At 45.3% G+C, this 15,352-nt stretch carries 16 protein-coding genes; 7 read left to right on the top strand and 9 right to left on the bottom strand.

Annotation, left to right across the window (positions count from 1 at the left end):
* Positions 1 to 92 precede the first annotated feature (92 nt).
* On the top strand, positions 93 to 1,013 hold the full coding sequence (locus BLS23_RS11910; RefSeq protein ID WP_089652774.1) for a COX15/CtaA family protein: 921 nt from the start codon (positions 93 to 95) through the stop codon (positions 1,011 to 1,013).
* 664 nt (positions 1,014 to 1,677) lie between these two features.
* Here BLS23_RS11910 and pyc read toward each other — a convergent pair.
* The 3 genes from pyc to glsA all read right to left on the bottom strand — a co-directional run bounded on the left by pyc (position 1,678) and on the right by glsA (position 6,619).
* Entirely contained in the window at positions 1,678 to 5,121 is a 3,444-nt protein-coding gene (gene pyc / locus BLS23_RS11900; RefSeq protein WP_089652772.1) for a pyruvate carboxylase, read from the bottom strand.
* A gap of 205 nt (positions 5,122 to 5,326) precedes the next feature.
* A complete protein-coding gene (locus tag BLS23_RS11895) occupies positions 5,327 to 5,608 on the bottom strand; it encodes an Fpa/YlaN family protein (protein WP_075036512.1) in 282 nt (93 codons plus the stop codon).
* Between the two features lie 81 nt (positions 5,609 to 5,689).
* Positions 5,690 to 6,619, bottom strand: coding sequence for a glutaminase A (gene glsA, locus BLS23_RS11890; RefSeq protein WP_089652771.1), 930 nt, complete (start codon positions 6,617 to 6,619; stop codon positions 5,690 to 5,692).
* Positions 6,620 to 6,709: 90 nt separating this feature from the next.
* On the opposite strand from glsA, the gene BLS23_RS11885 reads away from it, so the two are divergent.
* Complete coding sequence (locus BLS23_RS11885; protein ID WP_089652770.1) at positions 6,710 to 7,204, top strand: hypothetical protein; 495 nt, start codon at positions 6,710 to 6,712, stop codon at positions 7,202 to 7,204.
* A gap of 85 nt (positions 7,205 to 7,289) precedes the next feature.
* Positions 7,290 to 7,868 (top strand): YhcN/YlaJ family sporulation lipoprotein, encoded by a 579-nt coding sequence (locus tag BLS23_RS11880; protein WP_089652769.1) that lies wholly within the window; start codon positions 7,290 to 7,292, stop codon positions 7,866 to 7,868.
* A gap of 33 nt (positions 7,869 to 7,901) precedes the next feature.
* Here BLS23_RS11880 and BLS23_RS11875 read toward each other — a convergent pair whose 3' ends face one another.
* Complete coding sequence (locus BLS23_RS11875) at positions 7,902 to 8,195, bottom strand: hypothetical protein (protein WP_341845046.1); 294 nt, start codon at positions 8,193 to 8,195, stop codon at positions 7,902 to 7,904.
* A gap of 128 nt (positions 8,196 to 8,323) precedes the next feature.
* On the opposite strand from BLS23_RS11875, the gene BLS23_RS11870 reads away from it, so the two are divergent.
* The gene (locus tag BLS23_RS11870; protein WP_089652768.1) at positions 8,324 to 8,527 is read left to right on the top strand and encodes a YlaI family protein; all 204 of its coding nucleotides are present in this window, start codon (positions 8,324 to 8,326) and stop codon (positions 8,525 to 8,527) included.
* Between the two features lie 627 nt (positions 8,528 to 9,154).
* Here the strand turns inward: BLS23_RS11870 and BLS23_RS11865 are convergent.
* Positions 9,155 to 9,535 carry a YlaH-like family protein gene (locus BLS23_RS11865; RefSeq protein ID WP_089652767.1) on the bottom strand — a complete coding sequence of 127 codons (381 nt, stop codon included), beginning with the start codon at positions 9,533 to 9,535 and terminating at the stop codon, positions 9,155 to 9,157.
* A 121-nt stretch (positions 9,536 to 9,656) separates the two neighbouring features.
* On the opposite strand from BLS23_RS11865, the gene BLS23_RS11860 reads away from it, so the two are divergent.
* Entirely contained in the window at positions 9,657 to 9,845 is a 189-nt protein-coding gene (locus BLS23_RS11860) for a hypothetical protein (protein ID WP_244157183.1), read from the top strand.
* A 38-nt stretch (positions 9,846 to 9,883) separates the two neighbouring features.
* Here the strand turns inward: BLS23_RS11860 and BLS23_RS11855 are convergent, their stop codons facing one another.
* Both BLS23_RS11855 and BLS23_RS11850 read right to left on the bottom strand, forming a co-directional pair.
* Positions 9,884 to 10,693, bottom strand: a complete 810-nt coding sequence (locus tag BLS23_RS11855) for an inositol monophosphatase family protein (RefSeq protein WP_089652765.1) — start codon at positions 10,691 to 10,693, stop codon at positions 9,884 to 9,886.
* Between the two features lie 695 nt (positions 10,694 to 11,388).
* A complete protein-coding gene (locus BLS23_RS11850) occupies positions 11,389 to 11,577 on the bottom strand; it encodes a hypothetical protein (RefSeq protein WP_089652764.1) in 189 nt (62 codons plus the stop codon).
* Positions 11,578 to 11,756: 179 nt separating this feature from the next.
* On the opposite strand from BLS23_RS11850, the gene BLS23_RS11845 reads away from it, so the two are divergent.
* Complete coding sequence (locus BLS23_RS11845; protein WP_089652763.1) at positions 11,757 to 12,395, top strand: YktB family protein; 639 nt, start codon at positions 11,757 to 11,759, stop codon at positions 12,393 to 12,395.
* Between the two features lie 36 nt (positions 12,396 to 12,431).
* Here BLS23_RS11845 and BLS23_RS11840 read toward each other — a convergent pair whose 3' ends face one another.
* Positions 12,432 to 12,704 carry a UPF0223 family protein gene (locus BLS23_RS11840; RefSeq protein ID WP_089652762.1) on the bottom strand — a complete coding sequence of 91 codons (273 nt, stop codon included), beginning with the start codon at positions 12,702 to 12,704 and terminating at the stop codon, positions 12,432 to 12,434.
* A 12-nt stretch (positions 12,705 to 12,716) separates the two neighbouring features.
* Positions 12,717 to 13,676: an NAD(P)H-dependent flavin oxidoreductase gene (locus BLS23_RS11835; RefSeq protein WP_089652761.1), complete on the bottom strand. Its 960-nt coding sequence runs from the start codon at positions 13,674 to 13,676 to the stop codon at positions 12,717 to 12,719.
* A 124-nt stretch (positions 13,677 to 13,800) separates the two neighbouring features.
* Between BLS23_RS11835 and BLS23_RS11830 the strand changes: the two genes are divergently transcribed.
* Positions 13,801 to 15,270, top strand: coding sequence for an aminotransferase class I/II-fold pyridoxal phosphate-dependent enzyme (locus BLS23_RS11830; RefSeq protein ID WP_089652760.1), 1,470 nt, complete (start codon positions 13,801 to 13,803; stop codon positions 15,268 to 15,270).
* Positions 15,271 to 15,352: the final 82 nt, after the last annotated feature.

Below are 15,352 nucleotides of genomic sequence, written 5' to 3'. Positions count from 1 at the left end.
AAGTTTTTTTCAATACTTTAGTGATTTTAAAGAGGTAAAATGGTATGATATCCTCCGTGTTCTTTTGACCGGAATGGAGGTGGCTTCATGCCATGCGTTTATTGAAGGGGTTATCTGTGCTCGCCACATTAGGAATGTTGTTCGTTCTATTAGGTGGGGCTCTCGTTACAAAAACTGACTCAGGTATGGGGTGTGGAAACAGCTGGCCGTTATGTCATGGAGAATGGATCCCATCAGACATAGATCTGGCCTTAATCATAGAATTGAGCCACCGCCTCGTCTCTGGAGGCGTAGGTTTACTTGTGCTTGCCCTTTCTTCTCTGGCATGGGTGAAAGTTGGTCATATAAGAGAAGTGAAATTCCTCTCTTTTCTCGCATTCTTTTTCTTGCTCGCCCAAGGGTTGATTGGTGCCGCTGCTGTGAAATGGGGACAGTCTGATTTTGTACTGGCTATCCACTTCGGCATTTCCCTTGTTTCCTTTGCGGCTGTGCTTTTGCTGATGCTCATTATATTTGAAATCGACCGGAAATTTGATGCACAATCTCTACTTATTCGAAAACCTTTCAGACTTCACATTTATGCTTTAACGACCTATACGTTAATGGTCGTCTATACAGGGGCCCTTGTCCGCCATACTTACTCATCGATGGCCTGTTTGGACTGGCCGATGTGTACGAATGCATCCCCCTTCGACTTTTCATCGTATGGGACAGCTCAATGGATTCAAATGGGACACCGTGCTGCTGCAGCCGGAGTTTTGATATGGACGGTATATCTCATGGTGAAAGCTTTGAAAGATTATAAGACCAGCCCGATTATGAGAAAAGGCTTGATCCTTGCTGCAAGTCTAATGGCAGCTCAGGTTCTCGTCGGTGCTTTCGTTATTATGACGTATGTTCATTTGGGTCTGGCTCTCCTGCATGCATTGATTATTTCTCTTTATGTCGGCCTTTTATCATACTTCCTATTACTGTCTTCAAGAAGTGCAAAATATGAACGTTCCGTGAAGTAAACCAAGCAAAAATCTCAGAGCTTATGCCTCTGAGATTTTTTGTCTTCAATAAAAGCTCCCTTTTCTGGAAGACTCAGTTTCGAGACTTTTGTTGAGAGGATGGGGGCTACGGGGAATGGCTCCCTTTCCGCGGGAGTGCGGTGAGCCTCCTCGGACTGCGTCCTGTGGGGTTTCACCAAGCACTTTTTTCCCGCAGGAGTCTCCCCATTCCCCTCCACCCCTTTGCCATTTAAGTATCTCGAAACCACTTTCGGAATTAGCTGCTTTTATGCACATGGTTATTGGATGGGAATGAACTCCTAAGCACACTATTCTGCATGCGAAAAGCTTGTTATAGGGCGCTTTATGCTTATATTAACAGGATAGTGGAAGGCGCCCTCCCACAGTAAATGGGTTCGTTTCTCCCCTTCATGGAATGGGGTGGTTGGGAAGCTGGGAGACTCCCGTGGGAGAAAGGAGATAGGCGAGATCCCGCAGGGTGAAGTCCGAGGAAGCTTGCCACTCCCCCACAGGAAAGCGAGTAGCTTCCCAGCCACCCCTGACGCTCAACACGGCAAACGAACCCCGAAAAGTCTCGAAATCGAGTCTTCCACAATCCTGCCATATTGTTTAACAGATTAAAAAAGAGAGGAAGGCTCTCATGAGCTTCCTCTCTTCTTAAAAGTTATTCAAATTCGATCAGTAAATCGCCGACGTGGATGGCTTCGTTGTTTTCTACATAAATGTCCTTGATGACACCATCAAAGGGTGCTTGGACAGTTGTCTCCATTTTCATGGCTTCTGTAATCATCAGGTGATCGCCTTTCTTCACTTCCTCACCTTTATTAGACAACACTTTAATAACCGTTCCGGGCATCGTTGCTCCGATGTGTTTGCTGTTCGCTTTGTCTGCTTTCGGCCGCTGCTGAACGGCCGCTTTCACGTTCTCATCCTTTACGACGACTTCACGAGGTTGTCCATTTAACTCGAAGTAAACAGTACGTGTACCATCAATCTGCGGCTCCCCAACGGAGACAAGTTTTACGATCAAGGTTTTTCCTTGTTCGATGTCCACTTCAATTTCTTCGCCCAGTCTCATACCGTAGAAGAATGTTGGTGTATCGAGTACAGACATATCTCCGTATTGCTCGCGGAACTTATGATGGTCCATGAACACTTTTGGATAAAGAGCATAGCTGATCATATCAAAGCTTGTTACCTGACGATCGAGGGAATGGAACAGTGTCTCCTTCAAGTTGTTGAAGTCAACCGGTTCCAAGAGCTCCCCTGGTCTCACCGTAATCGGCTCGCGGCCTTTCAATATGATCCTTTGGAGTTCAGCTGGGAAACCTCCGTATGGTTGTCCAAGATACCCTTGGAAAAATTCCACGACGCTATCAGGGAAATCAAGGGAATCGCCTTTTTCATAGATGTCGTCTTCGTTCAGGTCATTTTGAACCATGTACAGGGCCATATCTCCGACAATTTTAGAAGACGGGGTCACTTTTACGATATCGCCGAACATATCGTTCACCCGGCGGTACATAGACTTGACTTCATCCCAGCGGTGTCCTAAACCGACCGCTTTTGCTTGTTGCTGCAAATTGCTGTATTGCCCTCCAGGCATTTCATGTTCATACACTTCTGTATGCGGGGCCATCATGCCACTTTCGAAATCCTGATAGTATTTTCTCGTATCTTCCCAAAAATGCCCGAGCTCTTCGTATGCAGAGATATCCAAATTCGGCTTACGCTCACTACCTTCGAGGGCATAATAGAGGCTGTTTGCACTTGGCTGAGAGGTCAAGCCTGCCATCGATCCCGTTGCCACATCAACCACATCGACACCTGCTTCTATCGCTTTCGCATACGTGAACAAACCATTTCCGCTGGTATCGTGTGTATGAAGGTGGATCGGGATGTCGACGGTTTCCTTCAAAGAGCTGATCAATTGATAAGCCGCTTCCGGTTTAAGCAGTCCAGCCATATCTTTAATGCCAAGGATATGAGCTCCTGCTTCCTGAAGTTCAAGCGCCAGCTTTTTATAGTAAGCGAGATCATACTTCGGTCGGCTGCTATCAAGAATGTCCCCTGTATAACACATCGCCGCTTCGGCTACTTTCCCACTCTCCCGCACAGAGTGAATGGCAAGCTTCATGCCTTCCACCCAGTTCAAGCTGTCGAAAATCCGGAAGACATCAATACCTGCTGACGCACTTTTGTCTACGAATTCACGAATGAGATTGTCGGGATAGTTTTTGTATCCGACCGCATTGGAAGCCCTTAATAGCATTTGAAAAAGGACATTCGGTGCTTTGGCCCTCAATTTCAACAAACGCTCCCAAGGATCTTCATTCAAGAAACGGTAAGAGACATCGAACGTCGCTCCACCCCACATTTCTAATGAAAACAGATCAGGTAATAGACGGGCCGTCGGTTCAGCTATATTCTCAAGGTCCTTCGTTCGGACACGGGTAGCCAGTAACGACTGGTGGGCGTCCCGGAAGGTCGTATCTGTGAGCAGCACTTCATTCCTTTCTTTCAACCAAGAAGCGAGACCTTCAGGACCTCTTTCATTAAGAATTTGTTTCGTTCCGCCTGGAATCGGTTCCGAATGCTTGATGATAGGAATTCTCGGTTTTGAATAGCTCGGTTTCTTGCGATTGCCGTATCCTTCGAAGCCATTGATGGTTCGATCAGCAATATAAGCCAACATCTTCGTCCCGCGGTCTTTTCGTTTTGGAAAAACAAAGAGCTCTGGAGAGCGGTCGATGAACGTTGTATCATATTCACCGGATAGGAACTGTTTATGCTGCACTACATTTTCCAAAAATGGTATGTTCGTTTTGATGCCGCGAATACGGAATTCTTTCAAGTTTCTGACCATCTTATGTGCGGCTTGGTCAAAACTGAGTGCCCACGTAGACAATTTGACAAGTAAAGAATCATAGTAAGGAGAGATAACCGCCCCCTGGAATCCGTTTCCGGCGTCAAGTCTCACACCGAAACCGCCTCCAGAACGATAGGCCATGATTTTCCCTGTATCAGGCATGAAATTGTTCAGGGGATCCTCTGTGGTTACACGGGATTGAATGGCATATCCGTGTGTGACAATATCATCTTGTTTCGGTATAGATATGCGGTCGCTATGTAAACCATATCCTTCCGCGACGAGGATTTGCGTCTGGACAATATCTACACCGGTAATCATTTCTGTAATCGTATGCTCCACCTGTACACGAGGGTTGACTTCAATAAAGTAAAATTCATCACCGGTCACTAAGAATTCTACCGTTCCTGCGTTGATATATTTTACGTTATCCATAAGTTTGACGGCGGCATCGCAAATGGCCTCCCTCACTTCATCTTTCAAGCTGACACTCGGAGCGATCTCCACAACCTTTTGGTGTCTACGCTGCACCGAGCAGTCCCTTTCATACAAATGGACAATGTTCCCATCACGATCTCCGATGATTTGGACTTCGATGTGCTTCGGCTGTTCGATCAGCTTTTCAACATAAACTTCATCACTCCCGAATGCTGCTCGTGCTTCCGAACGGGCGCGATCATACGATTCTTCCAGGGTTGTAGCGCTTCTGACGACACGCATCCCTCGACCACCGCCGCCCATTGCTGCTTTGATCATCAATGGGTAGCCGTGCTTTTCACCAAAGTCGCGAATCTCTTCCAGTCCACTGACAGGGCCGTCACTCCCTGGAATAACGGGAATCTCCGCTTGGACCGCTTGATCTCGTGCCTTCACCTTATCTCCAAACATATTCAAATGTTCACTGGTCGGTCCTATAAAAGTAAGCTTTTCTTCTTCGCATCTTCTCGCAAACTCAATGTTTTCAGATAAGAATCCATATCCAGGGTGGATGGCATCAACCTCCACACTCTTGGCGATTTCAATAATGCCTTCAATATCCAAATAGGCATCGATCGGTTTTTTCCCTTCACCAATCAAATAAGCTTCATCAGCCTTATAACGATGGTAGGACCCCGTATCTTCCTGCGAATAAATGGCGACGGTACGAATATTTAATTCTGTACACGCACGAAAGACTCGAATAGCGATCTCGCCACGATTAGCGACTAATACTTTATTGATTTTCTTCGTATTTGCCATGATTCCACTCCCTGTTTGTCTATGTTTTAGAACTTTGAACGTACTGTTACATTGTTTTCTACTCAAACACCGAAATTTCCTTCAAATCTGACAATTTTAGTTGTAAATAACTGACGAGGAGCCTCTCAAATCTCTCCGTATATGTATAAAAGTGAAAATAAAAAAACTCAAATCACAACAAACCGTCGCAATTTGAGTTCTTATCTTATGACTTCTGTGCAGCCTCATGCAAAACGTTCAACTGTTTTTCAAGGTTATCCAGTAGTGCTTTTCCTTCTTCGTCGCTGATTAAATTCAAGCGAACCGCAAAATGAATTTCGCGGGATAATCCAAACATTTGTGTATCTAAAACTTCTTCGTAGAGTGGACACTGAGGCATCGTCAAGTTGTCCATCTGTACTTTTATTAACCTTAGTATTTTATCAGCGTCAGCTTTTAGAAGGGCATAGGCTTTTTCTCGATGATCCACAGCCACATCAGACAACATCAAAATCCCCTCCAATGTACAAGTCTTTCTTCTTTTTATCTTATCGTTTAACACAATAAATTGCAAGATAGGAATGAACAATTAGAAGATCGACAAATCGTAGCGATTAGATAGGATTTCTAAAAGTCTCAAGCCGACAACGCTGTTCCCCTTTTCATCAAGGCTCGGACCATAAACCGCGATTCCTCCAAATTCGTTTAACGAAGCGAGGACGGATCCCGAGACACCACTTTTTGCTGGTATACCCACTTTGATAGCAAAGGAGCCTGAAGCATCATACATGCCGCATGTGACCATAAATGTTTTACAAATTCTTGCAAGATGCTTCGGTATGATTCTACGCCCAGAGTGGATGTCCTTCCCACCATTCGCAAGCAGCGCTCCAATACGGGCAAGTTGACAAACATTCACTTCAATCGCACATTGTTTGGTATAGGCATCAAGAGTTTCCTCTACACTACCGGTGACAATCTGATGCTGCTTCATGTAGAAAAGCAGGGACCTGTTGAGAAAAGCGGATTCAAATTCCGAGGTGGCCACTTCTTCGTTGTACCCGATGGAATGATCATCGGTCAAGTCATGAATAAAGCTCAACAAGCGCCCTACTTTTTCATCAGGCGTATCTCCGTGGATCATATTTGTCACCGCAAGGGCCCCGGCATTGATCATCGGATTGAGCGGTTTGGATGGAATTTGTTCCAGACGGTAAATCGAGTGAAACGGATCGCCCGTCGGTTCCATACCTACACGGTCGAACACATAGCTTTCCCCGTTATCCATAAGAGCCAAAGCAAGTGAGATGACTTTCGATATACTTTGAAGGGTAAACCTCACTTCCGTTTCTCCAGCTTCCACTGCATCCCCATCTATATAGTGAATGGCGACAGCAAGATCTTCCGGGTTGCTGCGTGATAATGCGGGGATATAGTTGGCCACTTGACCATCGTATGCATATGGGCGTACATTGTCTAACCATTCTTCCAGGACGTTTTCTGTTATATCTTTAATCAATGGATCACGCCTCCTTTAATGAAATCGAATTCATTTTTTGCTATGATTTTGGATGGATGACTTTTTATTAATCGAAAGGTGGCCACAGCCATGATAGTTCAAATAGCAGGAAATGTTAAATTCCCAATTACACTCGACCCGACCGTCTGGATTTTCGATGATCGAAAAAAGACGTTCCCAGAAGTATTCGAAGGTGAAGAAAATCCAACAGAATCAACGAAAGAAGACGAGTTGAAAAGACAGTCTACTCGTTTTGACAGAGAAGTCTATCAACAAAAAATTAACCCTCCTGTCAACAAAAGCATCAATCGTTATGAAAAACAAAGGATTTTAAAAGGCACCTTTCTCATGCCGCTAAAGCCTTTCCTACATACCAGCGAACCAGCAGCCGACGTAAAAAAAGCGGCACTGGTCACGGATGAAGGCGAAGAAGTGATTGATGCAGATGTTTTATCCGAGTCGCTTTTACTTTTTGCTGAAAATGGAAAGCCTTTGCAGGAACATGGCCCTGTTCACCTTTATTTCAAAGACGGATCCAACCGTTCTGAGCCGATCAAAGGAATTAAAAAAATCGTATTACAATAATGAATTGGGCAGCTTTTTAAGCTGTCCTTTTTGTATATTATCTGCAAGCTGACACAGGCTATAAATAAAAAAAGTGGTGATTCCTTTGAAAAAATTAATTTGGTTAGCAGCCCTTTTGACCTTAGTTGCGTGTCAGCAAAACGGTGGTGAAGAGTCACTGCTTCAAGAGCGACAAAACGATCCTGAATTGAAGTATGTCACGGATTCAGATCCGGTGGAAAAGAAAAACATGACGAGCCAGCAAGCAGCCCGGCACCTGGCTAAGCTTGCCGTTCAAGTTCCGGATGTTCATGATGCTACAGCCCTCGTCCTCGGCAACTATGTAGTTGTAGGAATCGATGTGGACAAAGACCTCGACCGCTCTCGCGTCGGCGTCATCAAATATTCTGTAGCCGAAGCTTTGAAACATGACCCTTACGGAAAGCAAGCGGCTGTAATCGCAGACGCTGACGGTGTGGAACGCCTCAGAAGCCTTGGGCAAAAAATGGCTGAAGGCCACCCTGTGGAAGCGGTCACGGATGAACTGAGTCAAATCGTTAGTCGTTATATGCCGAGTGGTTCGGTTGAAGAAAAACCACAATCCAACTCAAACCAGGACTCTGTGCCGGAGAAAGACCAAAAGAAACTTGAGCAAATTGAAAAAGAACAATCAAAGCAAAACTAAATGAACAGAAAAACAGCTAAATCCTCACGGGATTTAGCTGTTGCTTTTCTCAAGGATTTCTCTTTCTTTTTCTGTCAACTCATTATAGTATTGGACACCGAATTGAGATCCCTCTGCAACCATGTCTGAATTATCCAGTGAGGCTGTCTCAGGTTTGCCAGCTTCTTCGATTGGCATGTCCTCTGATTTTCCTAGGTTGCTCTGAATCGATTTTGCTTTGTCTTTAACTTGCTGACGCTTGTCCTCATCTTTCAAGAAATAAGCAACCGTTCCTCCCACAGTGGCACCAATAGCTGTAAAAATCCAACGTTTTCTCAAGTAAATCATCCTTTCCTCTACTTCTGTAATTACATTTCCCATTCACTATAGAAGTCAAACGTGGAAATCTCATCTATTTATAAAAAACTTATTATGTTAAACTATATGTAATCGAATGGAAAATAGAGGTGAAAAAGATGCGTGTACAATGCGTCATTTGCGATGAAATTGAGAAAATTGACAGCTACTGTCTACAAGCAAAACGACTTCGGAATCGCCGGATTCACACGTACATGTGTCAATCCTGCCACGATCGTATAGAAGAAAACACCAAAAGACGTTTAGCTACCGGGAATTTCCGGTTCAACAGAGAACGTAAAAAAGAAAAGCATTTAAGCTAGATACCAAAGAGAGAGGTTCCGCCTCTCTCTTTTTATATTTCACAGTTAAAGATAAGCTCCCGATTGCGGGGAATGGCTCGCTTTCCGCGGGAGCGCGGTGAACCTCCTCGGACTGCGTCCTGTGGGGTCTCACCAAGCACTTTTTCCCGCAGGAGTCTCATCATTCCCCTCCGCCCCTTTGCCATATAAGTATCTCGAAACACTTCCACAAATAGCGGAGCTTCCAATAGTAGCTTGTAGATACTAAAGATTGTACACTTTCCATGGAAAGCTTGCTACAGAGCTCTTTATCAATCTAGAACAGGGATGGTGGAAGGCACTCATCCTGGGCAAAGTGGGATCGTTTTTCACATTTATCGAATGGGGTGGTTGGGAAGCTGCGAGACTCCCGCGGGAATGGATTGACTGGCGATACCCCGCAGAGCTTTAGCTCGAGGAGGCTTGCCGTCATCCCCGCAGGAAAGCGAGTTGCTTCCCAACTACCCCTGACGCTCAACTTTGTAACGAACCCCAGTAATCTCGAAACTGAGTCTTCCACAATCCTGCCATATTCTTTAATAACTAATGAAAAATCATTTTCGGGCAAAGCAAAAGCCCCTTTCTTTAATAAGGAAAGGAGCTTTGGGGTCAGGATGATTCATTTTGCTGACGGGCTCCGCGCTCTCTATGGAGTCGGATCCGGTAAATACCCAGAATTAAGGCCGCTACAACCAAACTTTCAGGAAGGGGCAAATTCAATCCAAGGATCAAGGTTAAAATAAATGTACCTATGATGAGAACGGAATAAACAACGATTGTTTTCATCAAAGGTAATTTTCTGGCGAATCCAAGCTTGAATGTAATGATAGCGAGAATAACAGTCGTTAAGTATAGTAGCATGAAAGAACGAAAGAGCATGGTCACTTCGCTTTCATCGTTTAAGTTCACTTCACTCCCGAATCCGCGGAAAAAGAAATCGGCGACAGGCCATAGATCCGTCGGCACAGGTAGTGTGGACATATCGTTCATGATGTTCCTCCTCATGGATACCCTATTCTGTTATCTATCATACTAGAAAGCCTCACTGGATGCTACCCGTGAAACCATTTTCATTATTTAGACAAATCCTATATAATAGACCTGAATAGAGGTGAGCCTTTTGAAAAACTTTCATATGAACACAGCACTATTAGCCTGTCTCGTAATTTTATCATTTATCGCTGTTGGGTTTGCTATCGGCCAAGAAATCTTCTGGCTTGCAGCCGTCCTTTTCTTTTCGGGATTTGCCCTTATGAGTGTAGGTTTGAGAAGAAAAAGAAAACAACAGCAAATGTCCTGAAACATGCAGAAAGCGACCTCGATTGGGGTCGCTTTCTTTTATTTCTTCAAACGGACGTAATCCTTCGATATTTCTTCATGAATGTTCGACCGGCTTGCGAGGACTGTCGTCTTGTTCAACAAATCCAATTCCTCTCGGTCCGCACGGGTAACGATTCCACCCACTTCACGAACGATAACACTTCCAGCAGCGTAATCCCACGGCATCAATGTCATCGTCAAGTACCCATCCAGAAGTCCTTCGGCTACAAAAGCAAATTCCAAAGCGGCAGAACCATAAGATCTTGTACTGCGTAATTTTTTCACTAGATCTTCCATCCCTTTGTGATCCACGTGTGGATTTTCAGGAATTAACCAGGAAGTATTAAGCGCAAGGATCGACTGATTCAAAGGACGCTTTTCATCAAGTCGAGGTAACCTTTCTTCGTTCTTATAGGCCCCTTCCCCTCGTTTGGCAGTGTACAAAGTACCGTCCATCACATTATAAATCAATCCGATTTCACCGACACCTTCATAATATACTCCGACAGAAATGGCGAAATTTCTTTTTTGATGGACAAAATTCATGGTTCCATCAATCGGATCTACAATCCAGACGGTTCCTCCGAGGTCTTCTATTTCATCTCCGAATCCCTCTTCTCCTAATAAATAATGATCCGGATACGTCTCATTGATTTTTTTCGCGAAAAATTGTTCTGTTTCCTGATCCATTTCTGTAACCAGGTCGTTCGGGTTGGATTTCGTTTCAATGGATCGAGGCGAATCAATATTGCTTTTGATTCGTTCACCAGCTTCCAAGACCCAAGCTTTTGCGTGTTCAAAAATCTCGTTCTTTTTCTGTTGATCCATAACATCGTACCCCTTTTATAAGTATCAATCTTTATCGTACCAAATCCAACCAGACATTGCATCAAATCCGCCCTCCTTGTCCCACTAAAGCTCCTGATTGTGGAAGACTCAGTTTCGAGACTTTTGAGTGAGCGGTTCGGGGCGGCGGGGGATGACTCGCTTTCCGCGGGAGCGCGTTGAGCCTCCTCGGACTGCCGTCCTGCGGGGTCTCACCAAGCACTCTCTTCCCGCAGGAGTCTCCCCATCCCCCGCCGCCCCTTTAACATATAAGTGTCTCGAAACCACTTCCCCAAAGGAAATCTACTATGATTAGCAGGCCGATGATAAAGAGTGGATATCCCACATTGGAAGCTACTACAGAGCGCTTGGTAACACTATGACATGGATAGTGGAACACACACACCCTCTGCAAAGGGGTTCGTTTCTCCCTTACATTGAATGGGTTGGTTGGGAACTGCGACACTCCCGTGGGAGAAGGAGATAGGTGAGATCCCGCAGGGCGTAGCCCGAGGAAGTTTGCCACTCCCCCACAGGAAAGCGAGTAGTTTCCCAACCAACCCTAACGCTCCACTTGGCAACGAACCCCGAACCCCTGTTTTCTCGATACAGAGGCTTCCACAATCCTGCCCTATTAGTCAATAAGTTATCTGGTTAAAAGCAATAAAAAAAACGAGCAACTTTAGTGTTGCTCGCTCTTATATGGACCATTCAATCAATTGCTTACGAAGTTCAGAGAGTCTTCTCTTTGTTTTTTTCATTTGTTCGACATCTCCGGCGATCATGGCATCGTGCAAGGTCACCAGTTCGTAATCAATCTCCATACGGATTACCGGGAGCTTCTCTTCAGCTTCTCTTTTACGCAATGCTTCCATGACATGTTTCACTGCTAATTCCTCCCTTTCAAATCCTTACTTTATATATATGTGACTTTTGCGACAGAAGTTTCAATTAGATTACTTATATGTAACCCATTTTTACAGAAATCAAACCATGCGAACACATCACTTAGTAACCGTGTTTTCTTGTGGTAAAATAAGGGCGAGAAAATGGAGGAGTTGATCGAATGACGACATTTAGTGGATTTACACAGGAAGACTTTGACGTTTTTTCCATTCCCGGATTGGAAAATAGAATGGAGGCTTTAAGAGATCGCATTTCTCCGAAGCTTGAGGCTGTAGCGACAGAACTCGCGGCAGATGTCACTGCGATGACTGGTGACGAAATGTTTGTACACGTTGCGAGACACGCACGCCGGAAGACGAACCCGCCGAATGATACGTGGGCGGCTCTTGCTTCAAATAAACGCGGATACAAGAAGCTTCCTCACTTCCAAATTGGTCTGTGGGAGTCACATGTATTCATTTGGTTTGCTGTGATCTACGAAAGTCCCATTAAACAGGACTTTGCATATAAACTGGAGCAAAATAAGGATGAAGTGCTGCGTCATATCCCGGAAGACTATGTATGGTCCATCGATCATATGAAGCCTGACAGCATTCCCCAGTCAGACGTAGATGAGGATAAGTTTTTGAGTATGACCGAGCGTCTGAAAACGGTGAAAAAAGCAGAGATCTTGTGTGGCAGGAACATTGAACGTGGAGATGCCCGTTTGAAAGATCCGGATGCTTTCATTGAGCTTTGTAAAGAAACGTTCCAAACCCTTGAACCTTTATACCGCTTCACAAAACAACTGGATCAGTAAAGAAAAGGCGCCCCTTAATGGAGCGCCTTTTTTCGTTTACATCTTCACTTTTTCACCTTTACTCAGACCTTTCGCCTGTTTGACAGCTCTGTAGCAGGAATAGCCGGATTCTTTTTCAAATTGTCCGCACAACGTTTTTTCTTCACTTTTAGATGGGACGATCTGTTTGAACCGGGTATAGGCGAGCATAAGCTCATCACGATCGACTCCTTTTTCATAGGCTTGTTCGACCATGCTGTAAAAATTGACAACATCAATAATTTCTTCTTTAGACCAATAAATTTCATCGATTGGATACGTATAACTCATTATTCTTCCTCCTTACTTGCTCCACCTGTTGCGGATTTCTTCCGCTTCTGTGACGATACGTTTGAACAATTCATCGACCGATGGAACGTCATGGATCCTTGAAGCCACTTGACCAGCCCATCCGAATCCGTAAGCTTGTTTTCCATCATAAATGAACTTTTTATTCGCTTCGCCGTTGATGTAAGATTTTAAGCCTTCATACCCCGCTTGTTCATCTTCCAGTTCCAAAATACGCGCTGTCCAATCATTTTTCAAGGCACGGGCCGGGGCCTTCAAACTCCTTTTGATGACAGTGGTGGATGTTTCGTCTGCTTCAATCAAAGCTTCCAGATAAGCGGGATGGGCGTGCACACACTCTTTGGTTGCGATAAACCGCGTCCCCATTTCCACACCTTCCGCTCCTAAAGCAAGCGCAGCCATCAGACCTCTTCCGTCTCCGATCCCTCCTGAAGCAATGACAGGTATATCCACGGCGTCCACGACTTGTGGCGTCAAGACGAATGTACCGACATCATCGCGCCCGAGGTGTCCACCGCCTTCATGACCGACGACCATAACAGCATCAGCTCCCAGCTCTTCTGCTTTAACGGCCTGCCGTCTTGCCGCTACAAGTACGAGGGTTTTTATTCCAGTGCCTTTGACAAGCTCAAGAACTGGTGCAGGATTTCCGCCGGTCACAGAGATGACCGGCACCTTTTCTTCCACAGCCACTTGAACCATCTCTTCAAATGGTCGCCCATGTTGACCAATCGCGAAATTCACTCCAAACGGACGGTTTGTTTTTTCTCTTACGGCATCAATCTCTTCTCTCAGTTGATCGGGACCTTCCATACTCATTGCCGTTAACTGACCGAGCCCGCCAGCGTTTGAAACCGCTGCAGCCAAGTCAGAATAAGCGAGGTGAGCAAGTCCTCCCTGGATAATCGGGTATGTAATGCCTAAAGCTTCTGTGACGCGAGTTTTCCATACCACATGAATCCCTCCCCTTTGTTTCATTTTAGCATGATTGGAAAAAGGATACACAAAAGACTAGCAAGCGAACGTGGAACCTGCTATAATTCATGTGCTTTTCTAAATTAAAGAGGTGGAAACACAAATGAACCAACATGAAACTCCCTTATTTACAGGGTTAAAAAAACATAGAGACCGAAAGCCGGTCCAATTCCATATTCCAGGGCACAAAGGAGGAAAGGGAATGGATGAAGAATTCCGCTCGTTCATCGGAGACCAATCCCTTTCCATCGATCTTATCAACATTGAACCACTGGATGACCTGCACCACCCGCAAGGCATGATCAAACAGGCGCAAGACCTCGCTGCTGAAGCCTTCGGTGCAGATTATACATTTTTCTCTGTCCAGGGCACATCTGGTGCGATTATGACGATGATTATGAGTGTTTGTCATCCTGGTGATAAAATCATCGTGCCAAGGAATGTCCATAAATCTGTAACGACAGCGATTATTTTTTCAGGAGCAAAACCCGTCTTTATCCATCCGGAACTTGACGACCGCTTCGGGATCTCTCACGGGATCACTTCAGAGGCTGTGCAAAAAGCTTGTGAAGCACACCCGGATGCAAAGGGACTGCTCGTCATCAATCCGACTTATTTCGGAGTTTCTGCTGATTTGAAAAAGATCGTCAACATTGCCCACCGTTTCGATATCCCTGTGCTTGTCGATGAAGCCCACGGCGTCCACATTCACTTCCATGAGCGTCTCCCCCTTTCTGCGATGCAGGCAGGTGCAGATATGGCAGCTACGAGTGTGCATAAGCTTGGTGGGTCCTTAACTCAGAGTTCCGTGTTAAATTTACGAGAAGGGCTCGTCTCTCATGAAAGAGTGCAGTCGATTTTATCCATGCTTCATACAACTTCGACGTCGTACCTTTTACTCGCAAGTCTTGATGCCGCACGGAGACATCTCGCCATTCACGGGCGGGAGCTGATGGAAGAAACCCTTCGCCTCGCAGACCATGCCAGAAGACGTTTGAATGAGATCCCAGGCATTTACTGCCCAGGCAGCGAAATATTGACGAGCGATGCTACGGTAGACTTCGATCCTACGAAATTGATCATCTCCGTGAAAAAGCTCGGATTATCAGGCTATGACGTCGAAGTTTGGCTTCGGGAAAAAGCCAACATCGAAGTGGAACTCTCCGATTTGTATAACATTTTATGCATCGTTACCCCTGGCGATCGGGAAGAAGACATCGACGAGCTTGTAACGGCTTTAGATAAACTTTCTAAAGAGTACTCGGACAAAGAAGAGACAGAAAACATCCGGGTGAAGGTTCCCGACATTCCTGTGCTTGCTCTTTCTCCAAGAGAGGCCTTCTATTCTTCCACAGAAACGATTTTACTGAAAGAAGCTGTCGGGAGAATCAGCGCTGAATTCGTGATGGTCTATCCACCCGGCATTCCCATTTTCATACCAGGTGAAATTATTACAAGGGAAAACATTGACTACATTCACGATAATGTCGAAGCAGGCCTCCCTGTACAGGGCCCTGAAGATGATACTCTTGAAACGATTCAAGTCATTCGTGAACAACGTGCATTCAAATAAAAAAGAAGCCCACGCCGGGCTTCTTTTTTTGTTTCTCCTGCTCTTTGGCGCGACTCGATGGCTCTTTGGCGCGACTCGATGG

The organism is Halobacillus aidingensis (genome assembly GCF_900104185.1).
GTDB lineage: Bacteria > Bacillota > Bacilli > Bacillales > Halobacillaceae > Halobacillus > Halobacillus aidingensis.
This window is presented reverse-complemented; position numbering and strand designations above follow the sequence as displayed.

Coding starts and splice junctions, on each gene's coding strand:
- BLS23_RS11855 (WP_089652765.1), bottom strand. CDS start 10,693: ATGGATCAACAGAAAAAGAACGAGATTTTTGAACACGCAAAAGCTTGG.
- BLS23_RS11840 (WP_089652762.1), bottom strand. CDS start 12,704: ATGAGTTATACGTATCCAATCGATGAAATTTATTGGTCTAAAGAAGAA.
- pyc (WP_089652772.1), bottom strand. CDS start 5,121: ATGGCAAATACGAAGAAAATCAATAAAGTATTAGTCGCTAATCGTGGC.
- BLS23_RS11895 (WP_075036512.1), bottom strand. CDS start 5,608: ATGTTGTCTGATGTGGCTGTGGATCATCGAGAAAAAGCCTATGCCCTT.
- BLS23_RS11885 (WP_089652770.1), top strand. CDS start 6,710: ATGATAGTTCAAATAGCAGGAAATGTTAAATTCCCAATTACACTCGAC.
- BLS23_RS11845 (WP_089652763.1), top strand. CDS start 11,757: ATGACGACATTTAGTGGATTTACACAGGAAGACTTTGACGTTTTTTCC.
- BLS23_RS11870 (WP_089652768.1), top strand. CDS start 8,324: ATGCGTGTACAATGCGTCATTTGCGATGAAATTGAGAAAATTGACAGC.
- BLS23_RS11910 (WP_089652774.1), top strand. CDS start 93: ATGCGTTTATTGAAGGGGTTATCTGTGCTCGCCACATTAGGAATGTTG.
- BLS23_RS11865 (WP_089652767.1), bottom strand. CDS start 9,535: ATGAACGATATGTCCACACTACCTGTGCCGACGGATCTATGGCCTGTC.
- BLS23_RS11875 (WP_341845046.1), bottom strand. CDS start 8,195: ATGATTTACTTGAGAAAACGTTGGATTTTTACAGCTATTGGTGCCACT.
- BLS23_RS11830 (WP_089652760.1), top strand. CDS start 13,801: ATGAACCAACATGAAACTCCCTTATTTACAGGGTTAAAAAAACATAGA.